The organism is Pseudomonas sp. OTU750018 (assembly GCF_011636575.1).
Classification (GTDB): domain Bacteria; phylum Pseudomonadota; class Gammaproteobacteria; order Pseudomonadales; family Pseudomonadaceae; genus Aquipseudomonas; species Aquipseudomonas peli.
This window is the reverse complement of record NZ_JAAPAU010000004.1, coordinates 307,871-327,737: the sequence shown is the minus strand read 5'-3', so window position 1 is coordinate 327,737 and position 19,867 is coordinate 307,871. Positions and strand designations below refer to the sequence as shown.

The following is a 19,867-nucleotide window of genomic DNA, read 5'->3' as shown; positions in this document are numbered from 1 at the left end:
GCCCGCACATCTGCTGTGCCTGCCATTTCGAATTTTTCCGCTATTGAACCGGAGAATCTTCATGCTCAAACGTACCCTGGCGCTCGCCGCCGGCTTTGCCTTTTCCCTGTCGGCCAGCCTGACCCAAGCCGCCGAAGTGCTCCGCGTCAGCGCCATTCCGGACGAAGCGCCGACCGAACTGCTGCGCAAATTCAAACCGCTGGGCGCCTACCTGGAACAGCAACTGGGCATGAAGGTCGAGTTCACCCCGGTCGCCGACTACCCGGCCGTGGTCGAGGCCCTGGCCACCGACCGCCTGGATCTGGCCTGGCTTGGCGGCTTCACCTTTGTGCAGGTGCGCCTGAAAACCGGCAACGCCATTCCGCTGGTACAGCGCGAGCAGGATGCGCAGTTCACCAGCAAGTTCATCACCGCCAACCCGGACGTAACCTCCCTGGCCGACCTCAAGGGCAAGACCTTTGCCTTCGGCTCGGTGTCGTCCACCTCCGGCAGCCTGATGCCGCGCTACTTCATGCTGCAGGACGGCATCAAGCCGGAAAGCCACTTCAGCCGCGTTGGCTACTCCGGTGCACATGACGCCACCGCCGCTTGGGTGCAGGCCGGCAAGGTCGATGGTGGCGTGCTCAACGCCAGCGTGTGGGACAAGCTGGTTGCCAGTGGCAAGGTCGATAGCAACAAGGTCAAGGTGTTCGCCACCACCCCGACTTACTACGACTACAACTGGACCGTGCGTGGCACCCTCGACCCGGCTTTGGCCGAGAAGATCAAAGCTGCCTTCCTCGCCCTCGACCCGGCTAACCCGGAGCACAAGGCGATCCTCGACCTGCAGGCCGCCAGCCGCTTTATCGAAACCTCGCCTGAGAACTACAAGGGCATCGAGGACGCTGCGCGCGCCGCTGACCTGCTGAAATGACCCTGCGCCTCTCTGGCGCCAGCCTCAGCCACGGCAACGGAGTCCACGCCCTGCGCGGCGTGGACTTGCATATCGCCGCCGGCGAGCAGGTCGCCATCATCGGTCCCTCAGGGGCCGGCAAGTCGAGCCTGCTCAACCTGCTGGCCACTGCGCTGCAACCGAGCAGCGGCGAGGTTCAGGTACTCGGCGAGCAGCCGTGGCAACTGTCCAGCCGCCAGCGTCAGCGCTTGCGTGCACGTATTGGCCTGGTGCATCAGGCGCCGCCTCTGCCGGCGCGCCAGCGGGTGGTTACCGCCGTACTGGCTGGCAAACTCGGCCAGTGGGGTTTGGGCAAGAGCCTGCTAAACCTGCTGCATCCGCTGGATATCCCTGGCGCACGCCGTGAGCTGGCCAAGCTAGACCTGGCCGACAAGCTGTTCGCTCAGTGCCAGCAACTCTCCGGCGGCCAGCTGCAGCGCGTCGGCATCGCCCGCGTGCTGTACCAGGCGCCGGAACTGCTGCTGGCCGATGAGCCGGTATCAGCCATGGACCCGGTGCTGGCCGAACACACCCTCAACGTGTTGTGTCGGCACGCAGAACAGCATGGCGTAACCCTGGTCGCCAGCCTGCATGCGGTGGAACTGGCCCTGGCGCACTTCCCGCGAATTATCGGCTTGCGTGACGGGCAGATTCTCTTCGACCGCCCTGCTGGCGAAGTCGACCAGGCGCAGCTCGACGCGCTTTATGCCAATGAGCAACTGCTCTCGCCGCCCGCGCCCAGCGTGCCCCTGAGCCTGCAGATCCCGCGATGCTAAGCCGCGACACCCGCGACCCTTCCGCCCTGCCCCGCCTGCTGCTCACCCTGCTGGCGCTGGCTCTGTTGTGGCCGGGTATACAGCTCAGCGAGCTAGACCTGGGTGTGCTGCTGCAAGCCGACAGCCAGAACGAGATGAGCCGCTTTGTCGCCGCCTTCTGGCCGCCGACCCATGACGCGGACTTTTTGCAGTTACTGCTCGACGCCACCCTGCAAACCCTGGCCATCGCCACCGCAGGCATGGCCCTGGCGCTACTATTGGCGATTCCAGCCAGCCTGCTGGCCAGCCGCGCACTATCGCTGTCGGCGGCCTCCCGTGGTGGTCGGCCGAAGCCGTTGGCGCAGTTGCTGCGCTGGCCGGTACGCGGCCTGCTGATCTTCCTGCGCAGCGTGCCGGAAATTGTCTGGGCGCTGCTGTTCGTCCGCGCGGTCGGCCTCGGCCCCACCGCCGGGGTGCTGGCCATCGCCATCACTTACAGCGGCATGCTCGGCAAGGTCTATGCGGAAATCTTCGAGTCGGTCGACCAGCGCCCGGCCTACGCCCTGCTTCAGGCCGGCAGCGGCCGGCTGGCGGCGTTCGTCTACGGCATCCTGCCGAATGCGGCGGCGGAGCTGACTTCCTACACGGTGTACCGCTGGGAATGCGCAATTCGCGCTTCGGTGGTGATGGGCTTCGTCGGTGCCGGCGGCCTGGGCCAGCAGATCGACCTGTCGATGCGCATGTTCGCCGGCGGCGAAGTGGCCAGCATGCTGCTGACTTTTCTGTTACTGGTACTGCTGGCCGATCAACTCAGCCGTGTGCTGCGCAGGAGGCTGGCATGAGCCGGCTGATCAACCTGTTACTGCTGCTCAGCATCGGCGCAGCGGTAATCGCTTCGTTCGTTTACCTGGGTATCGACCTGGGTGCACTGATCAGAGGCGACAGCCTGGGCCAGATGGCTGGCTATGTGCAGCGCTTTCTCAGCCCGGACCTGAGCGCCGAGCACCTGTCGGCCATCAGCCATGGCGCAATGGAAACCCTGGCCATGTCGGCCCTCGGCACCTTGCTCGCCGCAGTATTTGGCCTGTTGCTGGCCTTGCCGGCGGCCGGACGCTTCGGCTGGCCACTGCAGAGCGCCGCGCGTTTGCTGCTGAATGCCCTGCGCGCGATTCCCGAACTGGTCTGGGCCGCGCTGATGGTGCTGGCCGCAGGCCTGGGCCCGAATGCCGGCACCCTGGCCCTGGCTCTGCACACCGCTGGCGTACTCGGCCGGCTGTTTGCCGAAGCGCTGGAAAACACCCCCACCGCACCGGCCGAGGCAATTCGTTTGCAGGGCGGCAGCCAGGTCGCGGCGTTCTGCTACGGCACCCTGCCCAACCTGTGGCCACAGCTGTTGGCCTACTGCCTGTACCGCTGGGAAAACAATATCCGTATGGCCAGCGTGCTGGGTTTCGTCGGAGCCGGCGGCCTGGGGCAGATGCTCTACGTCAGCCTAAGCCTGTTTCAGGAAGCCCAGGCCAGTACGGTGATCCTGGCCATGCTGGTGCTGGTGTTCGGCGTCGACGCGCTGAGCGGCTGGACGCGGCAGCGCTGGGTACGGGCGTAGGGCGGGTGAAACCGGCGGTGCGCGCCACGCGGGTTTCACCCGCCCTACTCGGCACCAAAGCTGGTCACCGCTGTCCAACTCGGCGCGGCACCGCTCAGGCGGTACGGGCCGGTCATCATTGTTTCGGGAGCTGTCCTTGCCTTCTGTTTTCTCACGTCGCACCTTTCGCCTGACGGCCCTGCTCGGCGGGCTCGGCCTGGCCGCCTCAGTGCTGGCCTGCCCGAGTGGGCAGCAGCAGGTCTGCACAGTGGTGTGCTTCTGTGCGCCGTTCAGCCAGGCGGATATCGGGGTGCTGTACGAGGACGTCAGCCAGATGGCCGCCTCGGGCTTGGAGCAATGGCTGCTGCAATCACGCGAGACGGTGGCTGCCAGCGGCACCCATCCGATTCCTCTGCATATCCGCGCCCAGTTGGAGCCCTACTACGGCATCGATGTACTCGATGCGGCGCGCTACAAGGTGGGTGACAACGAAACCCTTAGCGCCGCCAATACCCTGCTGCAGAACCCCGATGTACAGGCGGTGACGCTGATCGACATCATCGTCTTCCGCAATGCCGCGGACGCGCAGGACAATGTCGCGCTCTGGGCCCACGAACTGCTGCATGTGCAGCAATACCAGCAATGGGGCGTGCGCGAATTCGCCCGGCGCTACACGCGCGACCACAACGCCATCGAAGCGCCTGCTTACAAGCTGCAGATTGAGGTCGAACGCGCCCTGCGCAATCAGCTGATTAGCAATACCAAACAGCGCTAGAGCAGCGCTCTCAAAACGACTCACCATCGGGCAGCCACGCGCACAATAAAGCCGCGCACTGGCCATGGCCAAGCAATCAGCCAATGGCTGCCTAAGGGATACACGCAGGTGGCCGATGTGGAACGGAGCGGGTAGCTCCGTTCCTGCGCCGCCGGGTAGGCGAGCGCAGCGCATCGAAATGCCAGAGGGGAAGAAACACATCGTACCGGGTGGGTAACCCTCCGTTGCCGGATGTACGACGGGCGCTGCAGTGCAGCATCAGACACCTGGGCAAGGTGTCTGGAGGTGGCGGTAAGCCGGTGTTGCCAGCCACCCCGGCCGGCGAACCGGTCAGGGTGGGATGCTCGTAAAACCGTTTAACCGATAGTCATCAAACTGGCGTTGCCGCCCGCTGCTGCGGTGTTGATGCTCAACGCGTGCTCAATCAGCAGCCGCTCCAGCGGGATATCCGTCTCGCCTTTGTGCAGACCATGCACACCGATGATTGCGCCAGGACGCTGAGCCGCCAGTTGGCAGACTTCGCGCAGCTGATCAGAGTCACCGTGATGAATGATGGCGTCGAACACCGTTTCGCTCTCGCTCCACTGGCTAAGCACTGTGATGCGTTGCTGCACGGCCTTGGGCAATGCGGCAAACAGCTCGCGGGTCAGCTCGCCTTCCTGCCACAGCACCTGGCAACCCACAGCCAAAGCCGCTGCCAGCTGCACCAGCAGATCACTGCGTTCATCCGCCAGGCACAGCACATGCTCGCGTGGCAGCAGGCTGTAGCTGTTGCGCTCACCGGTTGGGCCGTTGAGCATCTGCACGGTGCCGCTCTGCGCCAGCTCGACATACTGCGCACTTAGTGCGCTCAGGCTCGGCTCATGCTTGGCCGCCCAGTCTTGCAAGGCCTGGATCACTTTGGCCTGCTCCGCAGGACGCTGGATTTCGCCATTTTCCTGCTTGAGTTGCTTGGCCACTGCGTCCTGCGGACGGGTCGCCAGCAGGCGGTACATATACAGCGGGCCGCCGGCTTTCGGGCCGGTGCCGGACAGGCCTTCGCCGCCGAACGGCTGCACGCCGACTACAGCGCCAACCATATTGCGGTTCACATACAGGTTGCCGACCTTGGCGGTGTTGACCACCTGGGCGATGGTTTCGTCGATGCGCGTGTGCACGCCGAGGGTCAGACCATAGCCGCTGTCGTTGATCTGCTGCAGCAACTTACCCAGGTCAGCGCGCTGGTAGCGCACTACGTGCAGCACCGGGCCGAAGATCTCACGCTGCATCTCGTCGAAGCTGTCCAGCTCGATCAGCGTCGGCAGCACAAAGGTGCCGCGCTTGATGTCGTCACCCACGGCGCGGGCGGTCTGGAATACCTTGCGGCCCTTCTCGCGCATCTTCTCGATGTGCTGGTCGATATTGTCCTTGGCTTCAGCGTCGATCACCGGGCCGATATCGGTGCTCAGACGCTCCGGATTGCCCAGACTGTATTCGGCCATGGCGCCCTTGAGCATGTTGATCACCCGATCCGCCACGTCCTCCTGCACACACAGCACACGCAGTGCCGAGCAGCGCTGGCCGGCGCTGTCGAAGGCCGAAGCGACCACATCGACCACCACCTGCTCGGTCAACGCCGAGGAGTCGACGATCATGCTGTTGAGGCCGCCGGTTTCGGCGATCAGCGGAATGGTGCGGCCCTGGGCATCCAGGCGACCGGCGAGGTTACGCTGAATGATCCCGGCCACTTCGGTGGAACCGGTAAACATCACACCACGCACTCGCTCATTGCCGATCAGGCCAGCGCCGACGGTTTCGCCACGGCCCGGCAGCAGTTGCACGGCGCCGCTCGGTACACCGGCATCCAGCAGAATGCGCACAGCCTGCGCAGCGATTAGCGGCGTTTGTTCGGCCGGCTTGGCCAGCACGGTGTTACCGGCAGCCAGAGCGGCGGCGACCTGACCGCTGAAAATCGCCAGTGGGAAGTTCCACGGGCTGATGCACACCACCGGGCCCAGCGGGCGGTGGCTGTCATTGCTGAAGTGATTGCGTGCCTGCGCCGCGTAGTAGCGCAGGAAGTCCACCGCCTCGCGCACTTCGGCGATGGCGTTGGCGAAGGTCTTGCCGGATTCACGCACCAGCAAGCCCATCAGCTGCTGCATTTCCGCTTCCATCTGGTCGGCGGCGCGATCAAGCACGGCGGCACGTTCGGCAGGCAGAGTCGATTGCCAGATCTGCCCGCTGGACACGGCGCAGAGCACGGCGTTGCGAACATCCTGCTCGCTGGCCTCATGCACATGGCCGACGATGTCGCGGTGGTCCGCCGGGTTGCGCACCGGCTGCGCTTCGCTCAGCTCAGGCGCTTCGCAACCGAGCAGCGGCATGGCCTTGTAGGCGTTGTTGGTGCTGCTCAGCAGCGCCGAGGACAGCGAACCGAGGCGGTGTTCGTTGGCCAGGTCGATGCCTTCGGAGTTCAAGCGGGCGTCGCCATACAGCGCACGCGGCAGGGCAATGCGTGGGTGTGGCAGGCCAAGGCCGCCTTCCTGTGTGGCCATCTGCTCGACCTGCTGTACCGGATCGAGCACCAGTTCCTTGATCGAAATGCTGTGGTCGGCGATGCGGTTGACGAACGAGGTGTTCGCGCCGTTTTCCAGCAGACGACGCACCAGATAAGCCAACAGGGTTTCATGGCTGCCCACTGGAGCGTAGATACGGCACGGACGGTTCAGCTTGCCATCGGCAACCTTGCCCACCACCTGCTCGTACAGCGGCTCGCCCATGCCGTGCAGGCACTGGAACTCATACTGACCGGGGTAGTAGTTCTGCCCGGCCAGTTGATAGATGGCCGACAGCGAGTGAGCGTTGTGGGTGGCGAACTGCGGGTAGATCGCTTCCGGCACGGCCAGCAGCTTGCGGGCGCAGGCGATATAGGAAATATCGGTGTACGGCTTGCGGGTATACACCGGGTAGCCTTCCAGACCTTCGACCTGGGCGCGCTTGATCTCGCTGTCCCAATACGCGCCTTTCACCAGGCGGATCATCAGGCGGTGACGGCTGCGCTTGGCCAGGTCGATGACGTAGTCGATCACATACGGGCAGCGCTTCTGGTAGGCCTGGATCACAAAGCCGATGCCGTTCCAGCCGGTGAGGGCCGGGTCGAAGCACAGGCGCTCAAGCAGATCGAGGGAGATTTCCAGGCGGTCGGCTTCTTCGGCGTCGATGTTCAAGCCGATGTCGTACTGCTTGGCCAGCTTGGTCAAGCCCAGCAGGATCGGGTACAGCTCGTCCATCACGCGCTCGTATTGCGCGCGGCTGTAACGTGGGTGCAGGGCAGAGAGCTTGATTGAAATGCCCGGGCCTTCGTAGATGCCACGGCCGTGAGAGGCCTTGCCGATGGCATGGATGGCCTGCTCGTAGGACGCCAGGTAGCGCTTGGCGTCTTCATCGGTCAGCGCGGCTTCACCGAGCATGTCGTAGGAATAACGGAAGCCTTTGCTTTCCATGTTGGTGGCGTTGGCCAAGGCTTCGGCGATGGTTTCGCCGGTCACAAACTGCTCGCCCATCAGGCGCATGGACATGTCCACGCCCTTGCGGATCAGCGGCTCGCCGCCTTTGCCGATAATGCGGTTGAGCGAAGTTACCAGGCCGGCTTCGTTGTGCGTGGCCACCAGCTTGCCGGTGATCAACAGGCCCCAGGAGGCGGCGTTGACGAACATCGACGGGCTGTTGCCCAAGTGCTGGCTCCAATTGCCGTTGCTGATCTTGTCGCGGATCAGCGCATCACGGGTGGCCTTGTCCGGAATACGCAGCAGCGCTTCAGCCAGGCACATCAGCGCCACACCCTCCTGCGAGGACAGCGAGAATTCCTGCAGCAAGCCCTGCACCAAGCCCTGACGGCCGCCGGCGTTCTTCTGGTTGCGCAGCTTCTCGGCAATGCCCATGGCCAGCTTGTTGCTCGCCTCGGCCATGTCCTTGGGCAGACGTGCCTGCTCCAGCAGCATTGGTACCGCTTCGGTTTCCGGACGGCGATAAGCGCCGGTAATGGCGGCACGCAGCACTGACTGCGGGAGGATGCTTTCGGCGAAATCGAGGAACACCTGCAAACCTTGCTCAGTCAGGTTCTCCACCACTTCTTCGCCCGCCACAGCGGCCAGGCCAGAATGCTCGGCCGGGGTCAGACCACCCTCGATCTGCTCCAGGTAATTGAAGATCGCCTGCTTGATCAGCCAGTGCGGCGTGCGGTCAATCGACTGCGCAGCCTGCTTAAGGCGATCACGGGTTGCATCATCGAGCTTTACGCCAAGGGTGGTAGTGGCCATTGGTTTGTCCTGTATGGGCTGAAGCACGGCAAAAAATCGCCGAAAGCAATTTGCGCTACCTCCGCAACCAACCAGGGTGGCTGCCATAGAAGGCGAGGCGCAAAAAATCTGGCGAGAGATTAAACCTCACAAGGCTCAGGGTGCAACTAGGTGCAACCAAACAAAATCGCAACTCTTTGCCGCTCAATACAGGGCACAGGCTCACTCATTTCAGGCTAAAACCCAGCGCTCGTAAGGCTTTTGCAAAAATTGCCAACACCTTGAGGAAAACGCTCGTTTTAAAAAAGCATCGAGCTTCCGACGACAGGTACAACCCAAACACCAACAAGGTTGCACTACGACATTTATCCTTGCTCACTAGAGCAAAGCACAACGGGTCAAAATCCGTGCAATCGCCGACGGAGTGCACCTGCACTCAGCGCAACCGCACACCTGCGAGTGAAGCCGACAGCACAGAAGCAGGACGAGTGAATCAACGCGATGGCGCGGATAGCCGGGCGACACAATGTCGCGTTAAGCTCAGAAGGGATTCATAAGGAGATGACCATGACTGCCAAGGAAGCGCAATTGACTGAGCTACTCAGCCTGTCCACGCGCACCCTCACCCACCTGACAGCCGCCATCACCGCGATGTCATTTGAACTGCTCAATACCCAGGACAACGCCGTGAACGCCACGGCACACAAGATGATCGAGCGCATGCTGGCGATCAACAGCGAGCTGGATCAGCAATGGCAACTGCTCGGCCAACTGGCCGGCACCCAGCCAGAGCCCAGCAACGCACTGGAACAGGTGGTGTTACAGAGCCTGGAAACAACCGAAGACGAGCACTGACTCACGCGCCATGCAACCAGCGGCCCCCCCTTCTTAAACAAGACCACCCCCCAGTACAGCTGGACACCTTGCCCATAAGACTGAAATAGCAAAGCCACCTCCGTACAGAAAGTGGCTTCGCTCTGCTGCCGTCGCCGATAAATGCGGATAGCTTCAGCTCGCTTAGTTAGGACGGAAATCCATCAGCAAACGCAGGTAGGACAGCATGTTCTTGCCGCCAACGGTGCCCTGATAACCGTGGCTGTCGAACTGCGTGCTTTTGAACAGATCGACGCGAAAGCGCGGGTTGGTTTCATACGTACGCCCCAGGGTGCTGGTCACGCGGCTGTCGAACAGATCGGCGCTGACTTTGACGAACTCGCGCGGTTTGCGCCGACCATTCGCGCCACTGTTGTTGGGGCTGCTGAAAATATCGGTGGTTACGGTCATCGCCGCGCTGTAGCGCTCGCGGCCTCGCAAGCTGGTCTTGCCGCTGGCGATGACAAACTGGCCGGTTACCGGGCGATAGCGATCCCCCGCTGTCAGGTAGCTGCCCAACACGTCGTACAGCGCATAGGTGCTGCCGGTGCCACGCTCTTTGTTGCGCAGGTCGAAGATAAACACACCGTTTTCGCCGATCACCTCCATTTCCACCTGGCCGAGTGTTGCGTTGTTTTGCACCAGCAGCGCGGTGTTTTCATCAACACCGAAGGCAAACGGCACCTGGGTGTGATCCGCCAGGCGCACGATACGGCCCTGACGGCCACGCTCGCTGAAGTGGGTATCGAGCAAGCCGTAGTTGAAGAAGCCGAAACCGCCCTGCATGTCGTACGCCAGGTCATCGCCGCTCGGGGTGGTGTAAACGCCATAGCGCAGGCCATCGTAGCTTTCACCACCGGTGACCATCGGCCCCTGCACCATGATCGCAGTGCCGGCGCTGGTACCCGCTAATACCGCACCAGCGTTGTGCCGCGCACGAATGGCCGCCAAGGCCGGGCTGTCGGCACGGGTCGCAGTTTGCAGGGTCTGGGTCAGGCGCGATTGGTCGCCGCCGCCGAAAAAGAAGCCGGTCATGCTGTTGATCTGCGCGACCACCTGCGGATTGCTGTTATTGCTGATCTGATCCAGGTCGATGGGGATCCACTGCGCATCAGCCGCACCATAAGTCTCCAGCAGCTGGGCATAGAACTCGCCATTGGCTTTGGAGTTGGCGGCGTCGGCCGTACCGGCATCGGGGTCGTCACTTTCCGGGATCGACGCAGCGGTAATAACGCCGATCCGCGCCTGGCCATTGCCGCCAGCCAGTTGAATCAGGCGCTGATAGATCGCCGTGTTGTCATCTTTAAGGCCGCCGCCAACCAATATCAGCGGGCCGGCGCTGTAGCCGGTAACGGGTAAAAGAGCGAGCAGCAACGCGCTGCTCCGTATAAATGATCTGATCATGGTTCGAGTTCTCCGATGTGCGCTCGGCGCACGCTTGTTGTGGGTGTTGTAAAACGGGAACTGCTGCAGATAACGCCGCGTGGCTTTCTGGGTGGCTGACTCCTTCGGCTAATACACCGTGAATTGTTTGAAGTACTGCTTCTCGATGCGCTTGTAGACGCCGTTACTGAGAATCACGCTGAGGGCTCGGTCCAGCCGCTCACGCAATACGTGATAACCCTTGCGCACGGCGATGCCCTGGCCTTTGCCAAAGTGTTTGGGGGCGACCACCTTGTTGCCGACCTGCTCGAAGCCCTGCCCCTGATCCGTGTCGAGGAAACCGAAATAGCCAGACACGGCGTCATCCAGCACCAAGTCGACGCGTCCTGCGCCGAGCGCCTGGTACATGCCCTCGGCGGAGTCGAAGCGCAGCACCTCGGTGTGCTGCTGGTATTTGTCAGTGAGGAAGCGGTCATAGGTGGTGTCGCGCTGCACGCCCAGGCGTTTGCCGGCTATACGCCTTGGGGTGATGATCACCTGGTTGACCAGGCCCTTGCGGGCGAAGAAAAAGGCCGGGGTTTGCGCATATTTGGCGGTGAAATCGACCCGCTCGGCGCGCTGCGCGGTGATCGACATGGATGCCAGAATCAGGTCCGCACGCTGCTCATTGAGTGCCGGAATCAAATCGTCCCAGGCAAACCTGACCAGCTGACAATCCGCCGCCATGGCCTGACACAAGGCCTGGGCGATATCGACATTGAAACCGCGCAATTGATCGTTCGCATCGATTTGCTCGAAGGGCGGAAACTGCCCTTCCATGGCGATGCGCAGGGGCTGCGCCTGAACGCTGCTCAGCAGCATCAAGCCCAGCATAAATAGGGTTGTTCGTAGCATTTCGGTGCCCCTTGCAAGCGCTGTCAGACAGACAGCCTGGGGTCAGAGGCCAGGCTCCAAGCCGAGAAAAGAGGCGCCGCACAGGGCGCCTTAAGGCCAAAGGAGCAATGGGAGCTGACCTTGAATAACCAACCGGCCGCTTCACCAGCATGAGCGGCCGGCGACTGCCTTACAGAATGCTCAGCGGGTACTCGACGATCAGGCGTACTTCGTCGAGGTCGCTGTCAAATGCGGTGGAGCGGTGTGTGGCCTGACGCAGGCGCAGGGACAGGTCCTTGGCGGCACCGGACTGCACCACGTACTTGGCTTCCAGATCGCGCTCCCAATGCTTCTCGTCATCGCCCGCCCAGCCGGCGAAGGCGCCATTCGGGTCGGCCTTGGTGCCGTCGATGTCGTCACCCTTGATGTAACGCGCCATAAAGCTCAGGCCCGGTACGCCGAAGGTCGCCATGTCCAGGTCGTAACGCACCTGCACAGAACGCTCGTTGGGGGCGTTGAAGTCGGAGTACTGCACGGAGTTGGCCAGCCAGATCGAGTCACCGCCGATGTAGTCGAAGAACTCGTCGCCATTGACCTTCTGGTACGCCAGGCTGAGCTTGTGCGCGCCAAAGCTGTAGGCGGCTTTCAGCGAGTAGGTCAGGGTATCCAGCTCACCTGCCAGGGCATCGCCCTGGTCATCGGTCTTGTAGGCCACCAGGTCGAAGTTCAGCGCCTGATCGTCAGCCAGCGGAATGGTGTAGTAGACGTTGGCGAAGTACTGACGCCAGATGTCTTCGGCTTCGCTGCCGTAGAGCGCCACACTGAGGTTGTCGGTGAAGTTGTAGGTGCCGCCGACGAAATCGACGCTGCGCGCTTCGACTTCGGCGTATTCACTGGTCAGCTCGCCATCGGAGTTGCTCGAGTTGCGGCGATTGATCGCGGTGAAATGGCCCGCTTCGAGGGAGAGTGCATCGAACTCACTGCTCGACAGCTGGAAGCCAGTTGCGGTCTCCGGCAGCAGGCGCGAGTCGCCAGTGGCGAAAACCGGGGCAGTGGGACGCTGCTCACCGAACTTCAATACAGTGGAGGAAACCCGCAGCTTGACCGCGCCGCCCAGCTCGCCGGTGTTGTCTTCGATGCGGCCATCGCCGTCCACCGGCATGATGCCGTTGCCAACGCTGCCGCGCCCGCCATCAAGCTTGATGCCGCCATAACCATGGGCATCGACACCAAAACCGACGGTGCCCTGGGTAAAGCCGGAGACGTAATGCGCCTGAATACCGTGAGCCCACTCATCGCGAATATTGCGCGTGGAGTTACGGTAATCGCGGTGCATCCAGAAATTGCGATTGAGCAGGTTCAGCGTGCTGTCAGCAATAAAGCCCTTGGACTCTTGCTGCTCGCCGGCGACTGCCAGTTGCGAGCTGGCCGCGGCAACTGCCAGGGCGATCAGGCTCAGTTTTACAACGTTCATGGCTTACTCCATTGGTTTTTTATTGAACATCTTGAAAATCCGTCGCCGGGCAGCGACGCATTCCTTCCAGCACTGCCGCTAGGCAAACTGCTCCAGCGACAGCTCGGGCGGACACACGCCCTTACTGATCACCGCCTCCAGGCACAGGGTCGCTGACGACTCCGCCCAGCAAACGAAATAACCCTTGGCTTTCAGGCGCTTGAGCTTGAACGGCCACTCCAGCTCATGGTTCTGCGGCAACGCCGCGATACCGGTCGGCAGCTGGATAATCGAGTAGAAGCCGGCGCTGGTTTGCACCCGCTGCAAGACCTGCAGCGCTGGCTGCACGGCAGCCAGCTCGGCGCACTGCAGCGGCTGCAGGAGTTTTTCCAGGGCAAAGGATTCCAGCCTGCTCAGTTGCATACAGGGACTCACGCTTTTCATCGATAAATGGGGCGCCGCGGATAAGCGCGGCGCTTGGCGGTTTAGCTCAGAGCTTGAGCAAGCCACTGACCTTGGCCAGCGCCTGCGCCACTTCGGCGCGGGTCACCGATGCACTCGGATTGAAGCGGCCCTTATCCGCCTGCAACCAGCCCTCACCCACCGTCAGGCTGGCCGCGTCGGCATAGGCTTTATCGACGCCAGCGAGGTCGGTCAGCGCAGCGGTTTTCGCCAGGCTGATGCCCTGATAGCGCTCCACCAGTGCCTTGCAGGCCAGTGCCCACTCCTTGCGGGTGACCGGCTGGTTACCCGCAAAAGCATCAGCGCTGTTCATCCAACCGTTGGAAAGCACGGTGTTGAGCTGATCGCGCATCGGGTCATCCGCACCGATATCTGTGAGCGTGGGCAGCGCATCCAGCTTGGGCTCGGCGGCCAGGGTCATCTGTAGGGCGTTGGCCAACTCCAGGCGACTGATCGACCGTTGCGGCTCGAAGGCGTTCTGCCCATTGAGGGTCATCAGGCCGCGGAAGCTCACGGCGCGAATCGCATCGCCCGCCGCGCCGTTGCCGGCATCTTGCGGTGCGCTGCTCGCCGGGTCGCCGAGGTTGGCGTTGACCGGACGAATATCCAGGCGCACACCGCCCACGCTGTAGTTGGTCAGCGAATCGTAGAACTGGCTATGGGCGCTGAAGTCAGCGGTTTTGCTGAACTCGAAACGGTAGCCGTAGTGGTAACCGTTGAGCGGGTTGTAGCGGGTCATCAGGCCGACCTGACGCATCGCGGTGTTGTCCGCCAGGCCATAGAGCACCGCGCGGCCAATTGCCGAAACGGCCGACAAATCGGTGATCAGCTGGTTGCCCACCAGGTATTCGTTGCCGGCCTCAATGGCGGCTTTGCCTTCGGCAGGCTGCACCTTGCCACTGGCCAGGTCATAACGATCGCCGTTGCCGAGCATGGCCAGGCGCACATTGCTCAACTGGGTGCCGTATACACCGAATGTCTTCTCGGCCTGGCTGGCGTCCATCACCGTCAGGTAGCCCTCGCCGAGCACCTGAACCTGACCCTCGGGGTTTACCCACATGGCGGTGTTGGTATCCAGACCGAAGCCGCGTGTGGACTTCTGCTCGGCGAGGTAGGCAGCCATGCGCGCGGCGCGACCGGTGCTGGTTTCCTCGATCTGGTCGAGGTGTTGATCGATGATGCCGCCGCTAAACAGGCCCGAGCCTTTCAGCACCGCTGCGCCGCGCTGGTCGGCCTTGCTGGCCACGCCGAAATCCAGGGTATCCATGACCACGCCATAGGCGGTGGGCATCTGCGCGCCGAGGATGCTGGCACCCGCGCTGGTACCGGCGACCACGCCGCCCTTGTCATACACCTTGCGCACTTCCTGCATCAGCAGCGACGGGCTGCCATCGGCATTGAACAGCGCGCGGGCGATACGCGCCTGATCGCCACCGACAAACCACACCGCGCTGGCCTCGCCCAGTGGCTTGACCACGGCAGCATCGTTCATGGTTGTCTGGTAGTTGCTCTTGTCGATGCCGACGATGCTGATGCGTTCGGCCGGGATGCCGAGGGCCACCAGCTCGCTCATAAAGCGCTTGCTCGAACCCTGGCTACCGCTGGCGGTTGGCATGATCACGATGCGCGCCTCTTTCTGGCCACCGGCCAGTTCGATGAACTTGGCGTACACCGGCGAGTTGCTCGCGCGCAGCATGCCGCCGACGGCCAATAAATGACCTTCCGCCAGGGCTGCAGAGCTTGCACAGGAAAGGATCAGGGCGGCCGCCGCCACGCGTTGGTTCAGCTGCTTTTTCATTCTTATTGCTCTTGTTATGAGAACTCGTGCGAGCCGGTGTTCCGGTCCCGCCAGCGCCTCCCTGCAGCAGGTAAAACACCGCGCCAGTCCTGGCTTTAGGCTGTGAATTTAAATTTTCACAATCTCGCTTTGTGAAATTTTATATACCAGCAAGAAATCATCTTCAAGCACCTTGCAGCGACCTTCGCACACCTTTCGTCGCCTGAAAAAATCTGCTTTCGGCTTATAACAAGCGCAATAGAGCGGTTTAGCCGCGAAATTCAGGAGCATCAAAATGATATAAATATTTCTAATTTGTAGATTTATGAAAATAAACATGTCATCAATATGCCGACACCGTCCCAGGATCGGGCACACCTTACCCGGCCCAACAGCATGCAAGCCCACAAGGCCATTGCTGAAAATCTCGCCAATTGGCGAGGCAATACCCACTGAGCACAGGGCCATTGGACCTGCGCTCAGACACCCAACTCGCCCCCTCAAGGAGTCAATAAGATGAACAAGATCGTACTTCTCGGCGCTCTGGCGCTCAGCGCCGTCAGCACATTCAGCGTCGCCAGCCAGGACAGCCTGCGCATCGGTATCGAGGCGGCCTATCCACCCTTCGCCTTCAAAACCCCTGACGGCAAGATCAGCGGTTTCGACTACGACATCGGCAACGCCCTGTGCGCGGAAATGAAGGTGAAATGTGAGTGGGTCGAGCAGGAATTCGACGGCCTGATTCCGTCGCTGAAAGTACGCAAGGTCGACGCCGTGTTGTCGTCCATGTCGATCACCGAAGACCGCCTGAAGTCGGTGGATTTCAGCAAAAAGTACTACCACACCCCCGGCAAGCTGGCGATGAAGGCCGGTAGCGAAATCAAGGACCCGCTGGTCGACCTCAAAGGCAAGAAAGTCGGCGTGCAGCGCGCCTCCACCTACGATCGCTTTGCCTCGGACCAGTTCGAAGCCGCCGGCATTGAAGTAGTGCGCTACGCCTCGCAGAACGAAGCCTTCCTTGACCTGGCTTCCGGTCGCCTGGACGCCACCCTGGCGGACATCATCAACATCGATGAAGGCTTTATCAAAACCCCTGCCGGCAAGGGTTTCGCCCTGGTCGGCCCGGACTTCAATGACCCGAAATACTTCGGTAACGGTGCCGGTATCGCGGTACGCAAAGGCGACAGCGAAAACGCCGCACGCATCAGCGCCGCCATTGACGCGATCCGCGCCAACGGCACGTACCAAGACGTGCAGGCCAAGTACTTTGAGTTCGATATCTACGGCAAATAAGTACTGCTAATGCCTCATGGGTGCCTCCACTGCGAGGCACCTTTTTCTCGTTGTAGCGCAGGCCATTCGGCCTCTGCGTGAGGAACCCCATCATGCTCCACGGCTACGGCTCGACCATTCTCGAGGGCGCTTGGCTGACCCTCAGTCTGGCCCTGACTTCCATGACCTTGGCAATTGCCCTGGGCCTGGTTGGTGCAGCGTTTCGCCTGTCACCGCTGAAATGGCTGGCACTGCTAGGCGAAGGCTACGCCACGGTTATTCGCGGCATCCCTGATCTGGTGCTGATTCTGCTGATCTTCTACGGCGGCCAGGACCTGGTAAACCGCGTGGCTCCGCTGCTCGGCCACGATCAGTACATCGACATCAACCCCTTTATCGCCGGGGTCTGCACCATGGGCTTTATCTTCGGTGCTTACCTCTCGGAAACCTTCCGCGGCGCCTTTATGGCCATCGCCAAAGGTCAGGCCGAAGCCGGTGCGGCCTACGGCATGAGTGGCATGCAGGTGTTCTGGCGGATTCTGGTGCCGCAGATGATTCGCTTCGCCATTCCCGGCTTTACCAACAACTGGCTGGTGCTGACCAAGGCCACCGCGCTGATTTCCGTGGTGGGCCTGCAGGACATGATGTTCAAGGCCAAGAACGCCGCCGACGCCACCCGCGAACCCTTCACCTTTTTCCTCGCGGTAGCCGCGCTGTACCTGTTGCTCACCACCGTGTCCCTACTGGCCCTGCGCTTACTGGAAAAACGCTATTCCGTGGGCGCCCGCCTGGCTGAACTCTAAGCGAGACCTTCTACCGTGCTCGATTTCCAACTGATTGCCGACAGCCTGCCGCTCTACGGCAGCGGCGTACTGGTGACCTTCAAGCTGCTGTTTATCGCCCTCGCGCTGGGCTTGGCGCTGGCCATCCCGTTGGCGCTGCTGCGCGTTTCACGCGCGCCCTGGCTTAACGGTCCGGCCTGGCTCTACACCTATGTCATCCGCGGCACGCCGATGCTGGTGCAGCTGTTCCTCATTTATTACGGCCTGGCGCAGTTCGAGGCGGTACGGGAGAGCGTGCTGTGGCCGTATTTCTCCAGCGCCACCTTCTGCGCCTGCCTGGCGTTTGCCATCAACACCAGCGCCTACTCGGCGGAGATTCTGGCGGGCAGCCTTAAGGCCACGCCCCATGGCGAGATCGAAGCAGCCAGAGCCGTGGGCATGTCGCGCGTCACCCTGTACCGCCGCATCCTGCTGCCGTCGGCTTTGCGCCGGGCGCTGCCGCAGTACAGCAATGAAGTGATCATGATGCTGCACACCACATCGCTGGCCTCGATCGTCACCCTGATCGATATCACCGGCGCGGCGCGCACCGTCAGTTCGCGCTACTACATGCCATTCGAGGCCTTTATCACCGCTGGGCTGTTCTACCTGGTGCTGACTTTCATCTTGGTGCGCCTGTTCAAGCTCGCCGAAGGCCGCTGGCTGGCCCACCTGGCCCCGCGCAAGCATTAAGGAAAACCATGGAACATATTCAGCACCTGCTGCCCTGGAGCACCGCGGGCACCGAACGCCGGCTCTCGGTGTTTCGTTTTGGCAGCGGCCCGCGTAAGGCGTATATCCAGGCCGCCCTGCATGCCGATGAGCTGCCCGGCATGCGCGTGGCGGTGGAACTCAAACAGCGGCTACTCGAACTTGAACAACAGGGCCGCCTCAACGGCGTAATCGAACTGGTGCCGGTAGCCAACCCGATTGGCCTGGGGCAGATGTTTCAGGCCACTCATCAAGGCCGCTTCGACCTGGCCAGCGGGCAGAACTTCAACCGCGACTTTCCCGCGCTGGCCGAGCTGGTCGCGCCACAGCTGGAAGGCCAACTGGGCAACGACGGGCAAGCCAACGTAAGGCTGATTCGCCGACTGATGCGCGACGCCATTTGCGAACTGCCGCCGGCCAAGTCGGAGTTGGATGGCTTGCGCCGCTTACTGCTGCAACAGGCCTGCGACGCCGATGTAGTGCTCGACCTGCACTGTGATTTCGAGTCGATCATGTTGCTCTACGCCCTGCCCCAGCACTGGCCAAACCTGCAGCCCCTGGCCGCGCGCCTGCGTGCCGGCGCGGTGTTGCTGGCTGAAGACAGCGGCGGCAACTCCTTCGATGAAGCCTGCGCTGTACCCTGGCTGCGCTTAACAGAACGCTATCCGCACGCCAATATTCCGCTGGCCTGTGTGGCCACCACCATTGAACTGCGTGGTATGGCGGATACCGACCGGATTCAGGCGCAACACAGTGCCGATGACATTCTCGGCTTTCTCGCCGACCAAGGCCTGATCAGCGGCGACTGGCCCGCCGCGCCGTTCACCTGTTGCAAAGCCACGCCCTTTGCCGGCGCGCAGTACGCCTATGCGCCGCACCCGGGCGTGGTGAGTTTCCTGCAACCGCTGGGCGCGCGGGTAAAGCTCGGCGACCCACTGTTCGAGGTGATCGACCCGCTGAGCGATCAGCACTCCGTGGTACACGCCACAACCTCTGGAATCCTCTACGCCCGCGAACGCCTGCGCTTTGCCCAGCCCGGCCTTTGGCTGGCCAAGGTCGCAGGCGCGCAGCCGATTCGCCACGGCCGCCTGCTTACCGACTAACAACAAGAGAATCCGCTGCCATGTACACCTTGCAAATCGACAACCTGCACAAACGCTATGGCACCCATGAGGTGCTCAAGGGCGTATCCCTGACCGCCAAAGCCGGCGATGTCACCAGCATCATCGGTTCCAGCGGCTCGGGAAAAAGCACCTTCCTGCGCTGCATCAACCTGCTGGAACAACCGCACAGCGGGCGCATCCTGCTCAATAACGAAGAACTGAAGCTGCAACCCAACCGCGTCACTGGAGCGCTTAAAGCCAGCGATAGCAAGCAGCTGCAACGCATGCGCTCACGCCTGGCCATGGTCTTTCAGCACTTCAACCTGTGGTCGCACATGAGTGCCCTGGACAACGTAATGGAAGCACCGGTGCACGTGCTGGGCATGAACAAGAAAGACGCCCGCGAGAAAGCCGAGCACTACCTGGCGAAAGTCGGCGTCGCCCACCGCAAAGATGCCTACCCAGCGCACATGAGCGGCGGTGAGCAGCAGCGCGTAGCGATTGCCCGCGCCCTGGCGATGGAGCCAGAGGTGATGCTGTTTGATGAGCCAACCTCGGCACTGGACCCGGAGCTGGTCGGCGAGGTGCTCAAGGTCATGCGCGACCTGGCCGAGGAAGGCCGCACCATGGTGGTGGTCACCCACGAAATGGGGTTTGCCCGCGAGGTGTCCAACCAATTGCTGTTCCTTCATCAGGGCCGCGTCGAAGAAAGCGGCTGTCCGCGCGAAGTGCTGGCCCAGCCCAAGTCTGAGCGTTTGCAGCAGTTTCTCGCGGGTAGCCTTAAATAGACGGCGCCTACAGGCCGACCGTGCGCAA

At 61.9% G+C, this 19,867-nt stretch carries 17 protein-coding genes; 11 read left to right on the top strand and 6 right to left on the bottom strand.

Annotated elements, in window-relative coordinates:
* Positions 1-61 precede the first annotated feature (61 nt).
* The 5 genes from HCI85_RS20215 to HCI85_RS20195 all read left to right on the top strand — a co-directional run bounded on the left by HCI85_RS20215 (position 62) and on the right by HCI85_RS20195 (position 4,046).
* The gene (locus tag HCI85_RS20215) at positions 62-913 is read left to right on the top strand and encodes a putative selenate ABC transporter substrate-binding protein (protein ID WP_160088956.1); all 852 of its coding nucleotides are present in this window, start codon (positions 62-64) and stop codon (positions 911-913) included.
* Positions 910-1,707 (top strand): phosphonate ABC transporter ATP-binding protein, encoded by a 798-nt coding sequence (locus HCI85_RS20210; protein ID WP_167147645.1) that lies wholly within the window; start codon positions 910-912, stop codon positions 1,705-1,707. Before HCI85_RS20215 ends, HCI85_RS20210 begins: the two co-directional genes overlap by 4 nt.
* A complete protein-coding gene (locus HCI85_RS20205; protein ID WP_167147643.1) occupies positions 1,701-2,528 on the top strand; it encodes a PhnE/PtxC family ABC transporter permease in 828 nt (275 codons plus the stop codon). The genes HCI85_RS20210 and HCI85_RS20205 overlap by 7 nt, the downstream gene beginning before the upstream one ends.
* Entirely contained in the window at positions 2,525-3,292 is a 768-nt protein-coding gene (phnE, locus tag HCI85_RS20200) for a phosphonate ABC transporter, permease protein PhnE (protein ID WP_167147641.1), read from the top strand. Before HCI85_RS20205 ends, phnE begins: the two co-directional genes overlap by 4 nt.
* Positions 3,293-3,428: 136 nt before the next feature.
* A complete protein-coding gene (locus HCI85_RS20195) occupies positions 3,429-4,046 on the top strand; it encodes an eCIS core domain-containing protein (RefSeq protein ID WP_167147639.1) in 618 nt (205 codons plus the stop codon).
* Positions 4,047-4,402: 356 nt separating this feature from the next.
* On the opposite strand, the gene putA is transcribed toward HCI85_RS20195, so the two are convergent.
* The gene (gene putA / locus HCI85_RS20190; RefSeq protein ID WP_167147637.1) at positions 4,403-8,344 is read right to left on the bottom strand and encodes a trifunctional transcriptional regulator/proline dehydrogenase/L-glutamate gamma-semialdehyde dehydrogenase; all 3,942 of its coding nucleotides are present in this window, start codon (positions 8,342-8,344) and stop codon (positions 4,403-4,405) included.
* Positions 8,345-8,890: 546 nt separating this feature from the next.
* Between putA and HCI85_RS20185 the strand changes: the two genes are divergently transcribed.
* Complete coding sequence (locus HCI85_RS20185; protein ID WP_167147634.1) at positions 8,891-9,178, top strand: hypothetical protein; 288 nt, start codon at positions 8,891-8,893, stop codon at positions 9,176-9,178.
* A gap of 162 nt (positions 9,179-9,340) precedes the next feature.
* Here HCI85_RS20185 and HCI85_RS20180 read toward each other — a convergent pair whose 3' ends face one another.
* The 5 genes from HCI85_RS20180 to HCI85_RS20160 form a co-directional block, all read right to left on the bottom strand.
* Positions 9,341-10,570 carry a cyanophycinase gene (locus HCI85_RS20180; protein ID WP_176600656.1) on the bottom strand — a complete coding sequence of 410 codons (1,230 nt, stop codon included), beginning with the start codon at positions 10,568-10,570 and terminating at the stop codon, positions 9,341-9,343.
* Positions 10,571-10,708: 138 nt separating this feature from the next.
* On the bottom strand, positions 10,709-11,473 hold the full coding sequence (locus tag HCI85_RS20175; RefSeq protein ID WP_167147628.1) for a transporter substrate-binding domain-containing protein: 765 nt from the start codon (positions 11,471-11,473) through the stop codon (positions 10,709-10,711).
* A 169-nt stretch (positions 11,474-11,642) separates the two neighbouring features.
* Complete coding sequence (locus HCI85_RS20170) at positions 11,643-12,926, bottom strand: OprD family porin (RefSeq protein WP_167147625.1); 1,284 nt, start codon at positions 12,924-12,926, stop codon at positions 11,643-11,645.
* A gap of 78 nt (positions 12,927-13,004) precedes the next feature.
* Positions 13,005-13,328, bottom strand: a complete 324-nt coding sequence (locus HCI85_RS20165) for a hypothetical protein (RefSeq protein ID WP_167147622.1) — start codon at positions 13,326-13,328, stop codon at positions 13,005-13,007.
* Positions 13,329-13,395: 67 nt separating this feature from the next.
* A complete protein-coding gene (locus HCI85_RS20160; RefSeq protein ID WP_167147619.1) occupies positions 13,396-15,165 on the bottom strand; it encodes a cyanophycinase in 1,770 nt (589 codons plus the stop codon).
* 495 nt (positions 15,166-15,660) lie between these two features.
* Between HCI85_RS20160 and HCI85_RS20155 the strand changes: the two genes are divergently transcribed.
* From HCI85_RS20155 to HCI85_RS20135, 5 genes are all read left to right on the top strand, one after another.
* Positions 15,661-16,437, top strand: a complete 777-nt coding sequence (locus tag HCI85_RS20155; RefSeq protein ID WP_160088980.1) for an ABC transporter substrate-binding protein — start codon at positions 15,661-15,663, stop codon at positions 16,435-16,437.
* Between the two features lie 92 nt (positions 16,438-16,529).
* Positions 16,530-17,219 (top strand): ABC transporter permease, encoded by a 690-nt coding sequence (locus HCI85_RS20150; protein ID WP_167147615.1) that lies wholly within the window; start codon positions 16,530-16,532, stop codon positions 17,217-17,219.
* Between the two features lie 15 nt (positions 17,220-17,234).
* A complete protein-coding gene (locus tag HCI85_RS20145) occupies positions 17,235-17,930 on the top strand; it encodes an ABC transporter permease (protein ID WP_167147610.1) in 696 nt (231 codons plus the stop codon).
* 8 nt (positions 17,931-17,938) lie between these two features.
* Complete coding sequence (locus HCI85_RS20140; RefSeq protein WP_167147607.1) at positions 17,939-19,051, top strand: succinylglutamate desuccinylase/aspartoacylase family protein; 1,113 nt, start codon at positions 17,939-17,941, stop codon at positions 19,049-19,051.
* Positions 19,052-19,071: 20 nt separating this feature from the next.
* Positions 19,072-19,839, top strand: a complete 768-nt coding sequence (locus HCI85_RS20135) for an ABC transporter ATP-binding protein (RefSeq protein ID WP_167147604.1) — start codon at positions 19,072-19,074, stop codon at positions 19,837-19,839.
* Positions 19,840-19,867: the final 28 nt, after the last annotated feature.

What these genes read in the sequence shown, in the direction of transcription:
- HCI85_RS20170 (WP_167147625.1), bottom strand. Translation starts at nt 12,926, where the DNA reads ATGAACGTTGTAAAACTGAGCCTGATCGCCCTGGCAGTTGCCGCGGCC.
- HCI85_RS20175 (WP_167147628.1), bottom strand. Translation starts at nt 11,473, where the DNA reads ATGCTACGAACAACCCTATTTATGCTGGGCTTGATGCTGCTGAGCAGC.
- HCI85_RS20165 (WP_167147622.1), bottom strand. Translation starts at nt 13,328, where the DNA reads ATGCAACTGAGCAGGCTGGAATCCTTTGCCCTGGAAAAACTCCTGCAG.
- HCI85_RS20135 (WP_167147604.1), top strand. Translation starts at nt 19,072, where the DNA reads ATGTACACCTTGCAAATCGACAACCTGCACAAACGCTATGGCACCCAT.
- HCI85_RS20160 (WP_167147619.1), bottom strand. Translation starts at nt 15,165, where the DNA reads ATGAAAAAGCAGCTGAACCAACGCGTGGCGGCGGCCGCCCTGATCCTT.
- HCI85_RS20185 (WP_167147634.1), top strand. Translation starts at nt 8,891, where the DNA reads ATGACTGCCAAGGAAGCGCAATTGACTGAGCTACTCAGCCTGTCCACG.
- HCI85_RS20215 (WP_160088956.1), top strand. Translation starts at nt 62, where the DNA reads ATGCTCAAACGTACCCTGGCGCTCGCCGCCGGCTTTGCCTTTTCCCTG.
- HCI85_RS20210 (WP_167147645.1), top strand. Translation starts at nt 910, where the DNA reads ATGACCCTGCGCCTCTCTGGCGCCAGCCTCAGCCACGGCAACGGAGTC.
- HCI85_RS20140 (WP_167147607.1), top strand. Translation starts at nt 17,939, where the DNA reads ATGGAACATATTCAGCACCTGCTGCCCTGGAGCACCGCGGGCACCGAA.
- putA (WP_167147637.1), bottom strand. Translation starts at nt 8,344, where the DNA reads ATGGCCACTACCACCCTTGGCGTAAAGCTCGATGATGCAACCCGTGAT.
- HCI85_RS20155 (WP_160088980.1), top strand. Translation starts at nt 15,661, where the DNA reads ATGAACAAGATCGTACTTCTCGGCGCTCTGGCGCTCAGCGCCGTCAGC.
- HCI85_RS20205 (WP_167147643.1), top strand. Translation starts at nt 1,701, where the DNA reads ATGCTAAGCCGCGACACCCGCGACCCTTCCGCCCTGCCCCGCCTGCTG.
- HCI85_RS20150 (WP_167147615.1), top strand. Translation starts at nt 16,530, where the DNA reads ATGCTCCACGGCTACGGCTCGACCATTCTCGAGGGCGCTTGGCTGACC.
- phnE (WP_167147641.1), top strand. Translation starts at nt 2,525, where the DNA reads ATGAGCCGGCTGATCAACCTGTTACTGCTGCTCAGCATCGGCGCAGCG.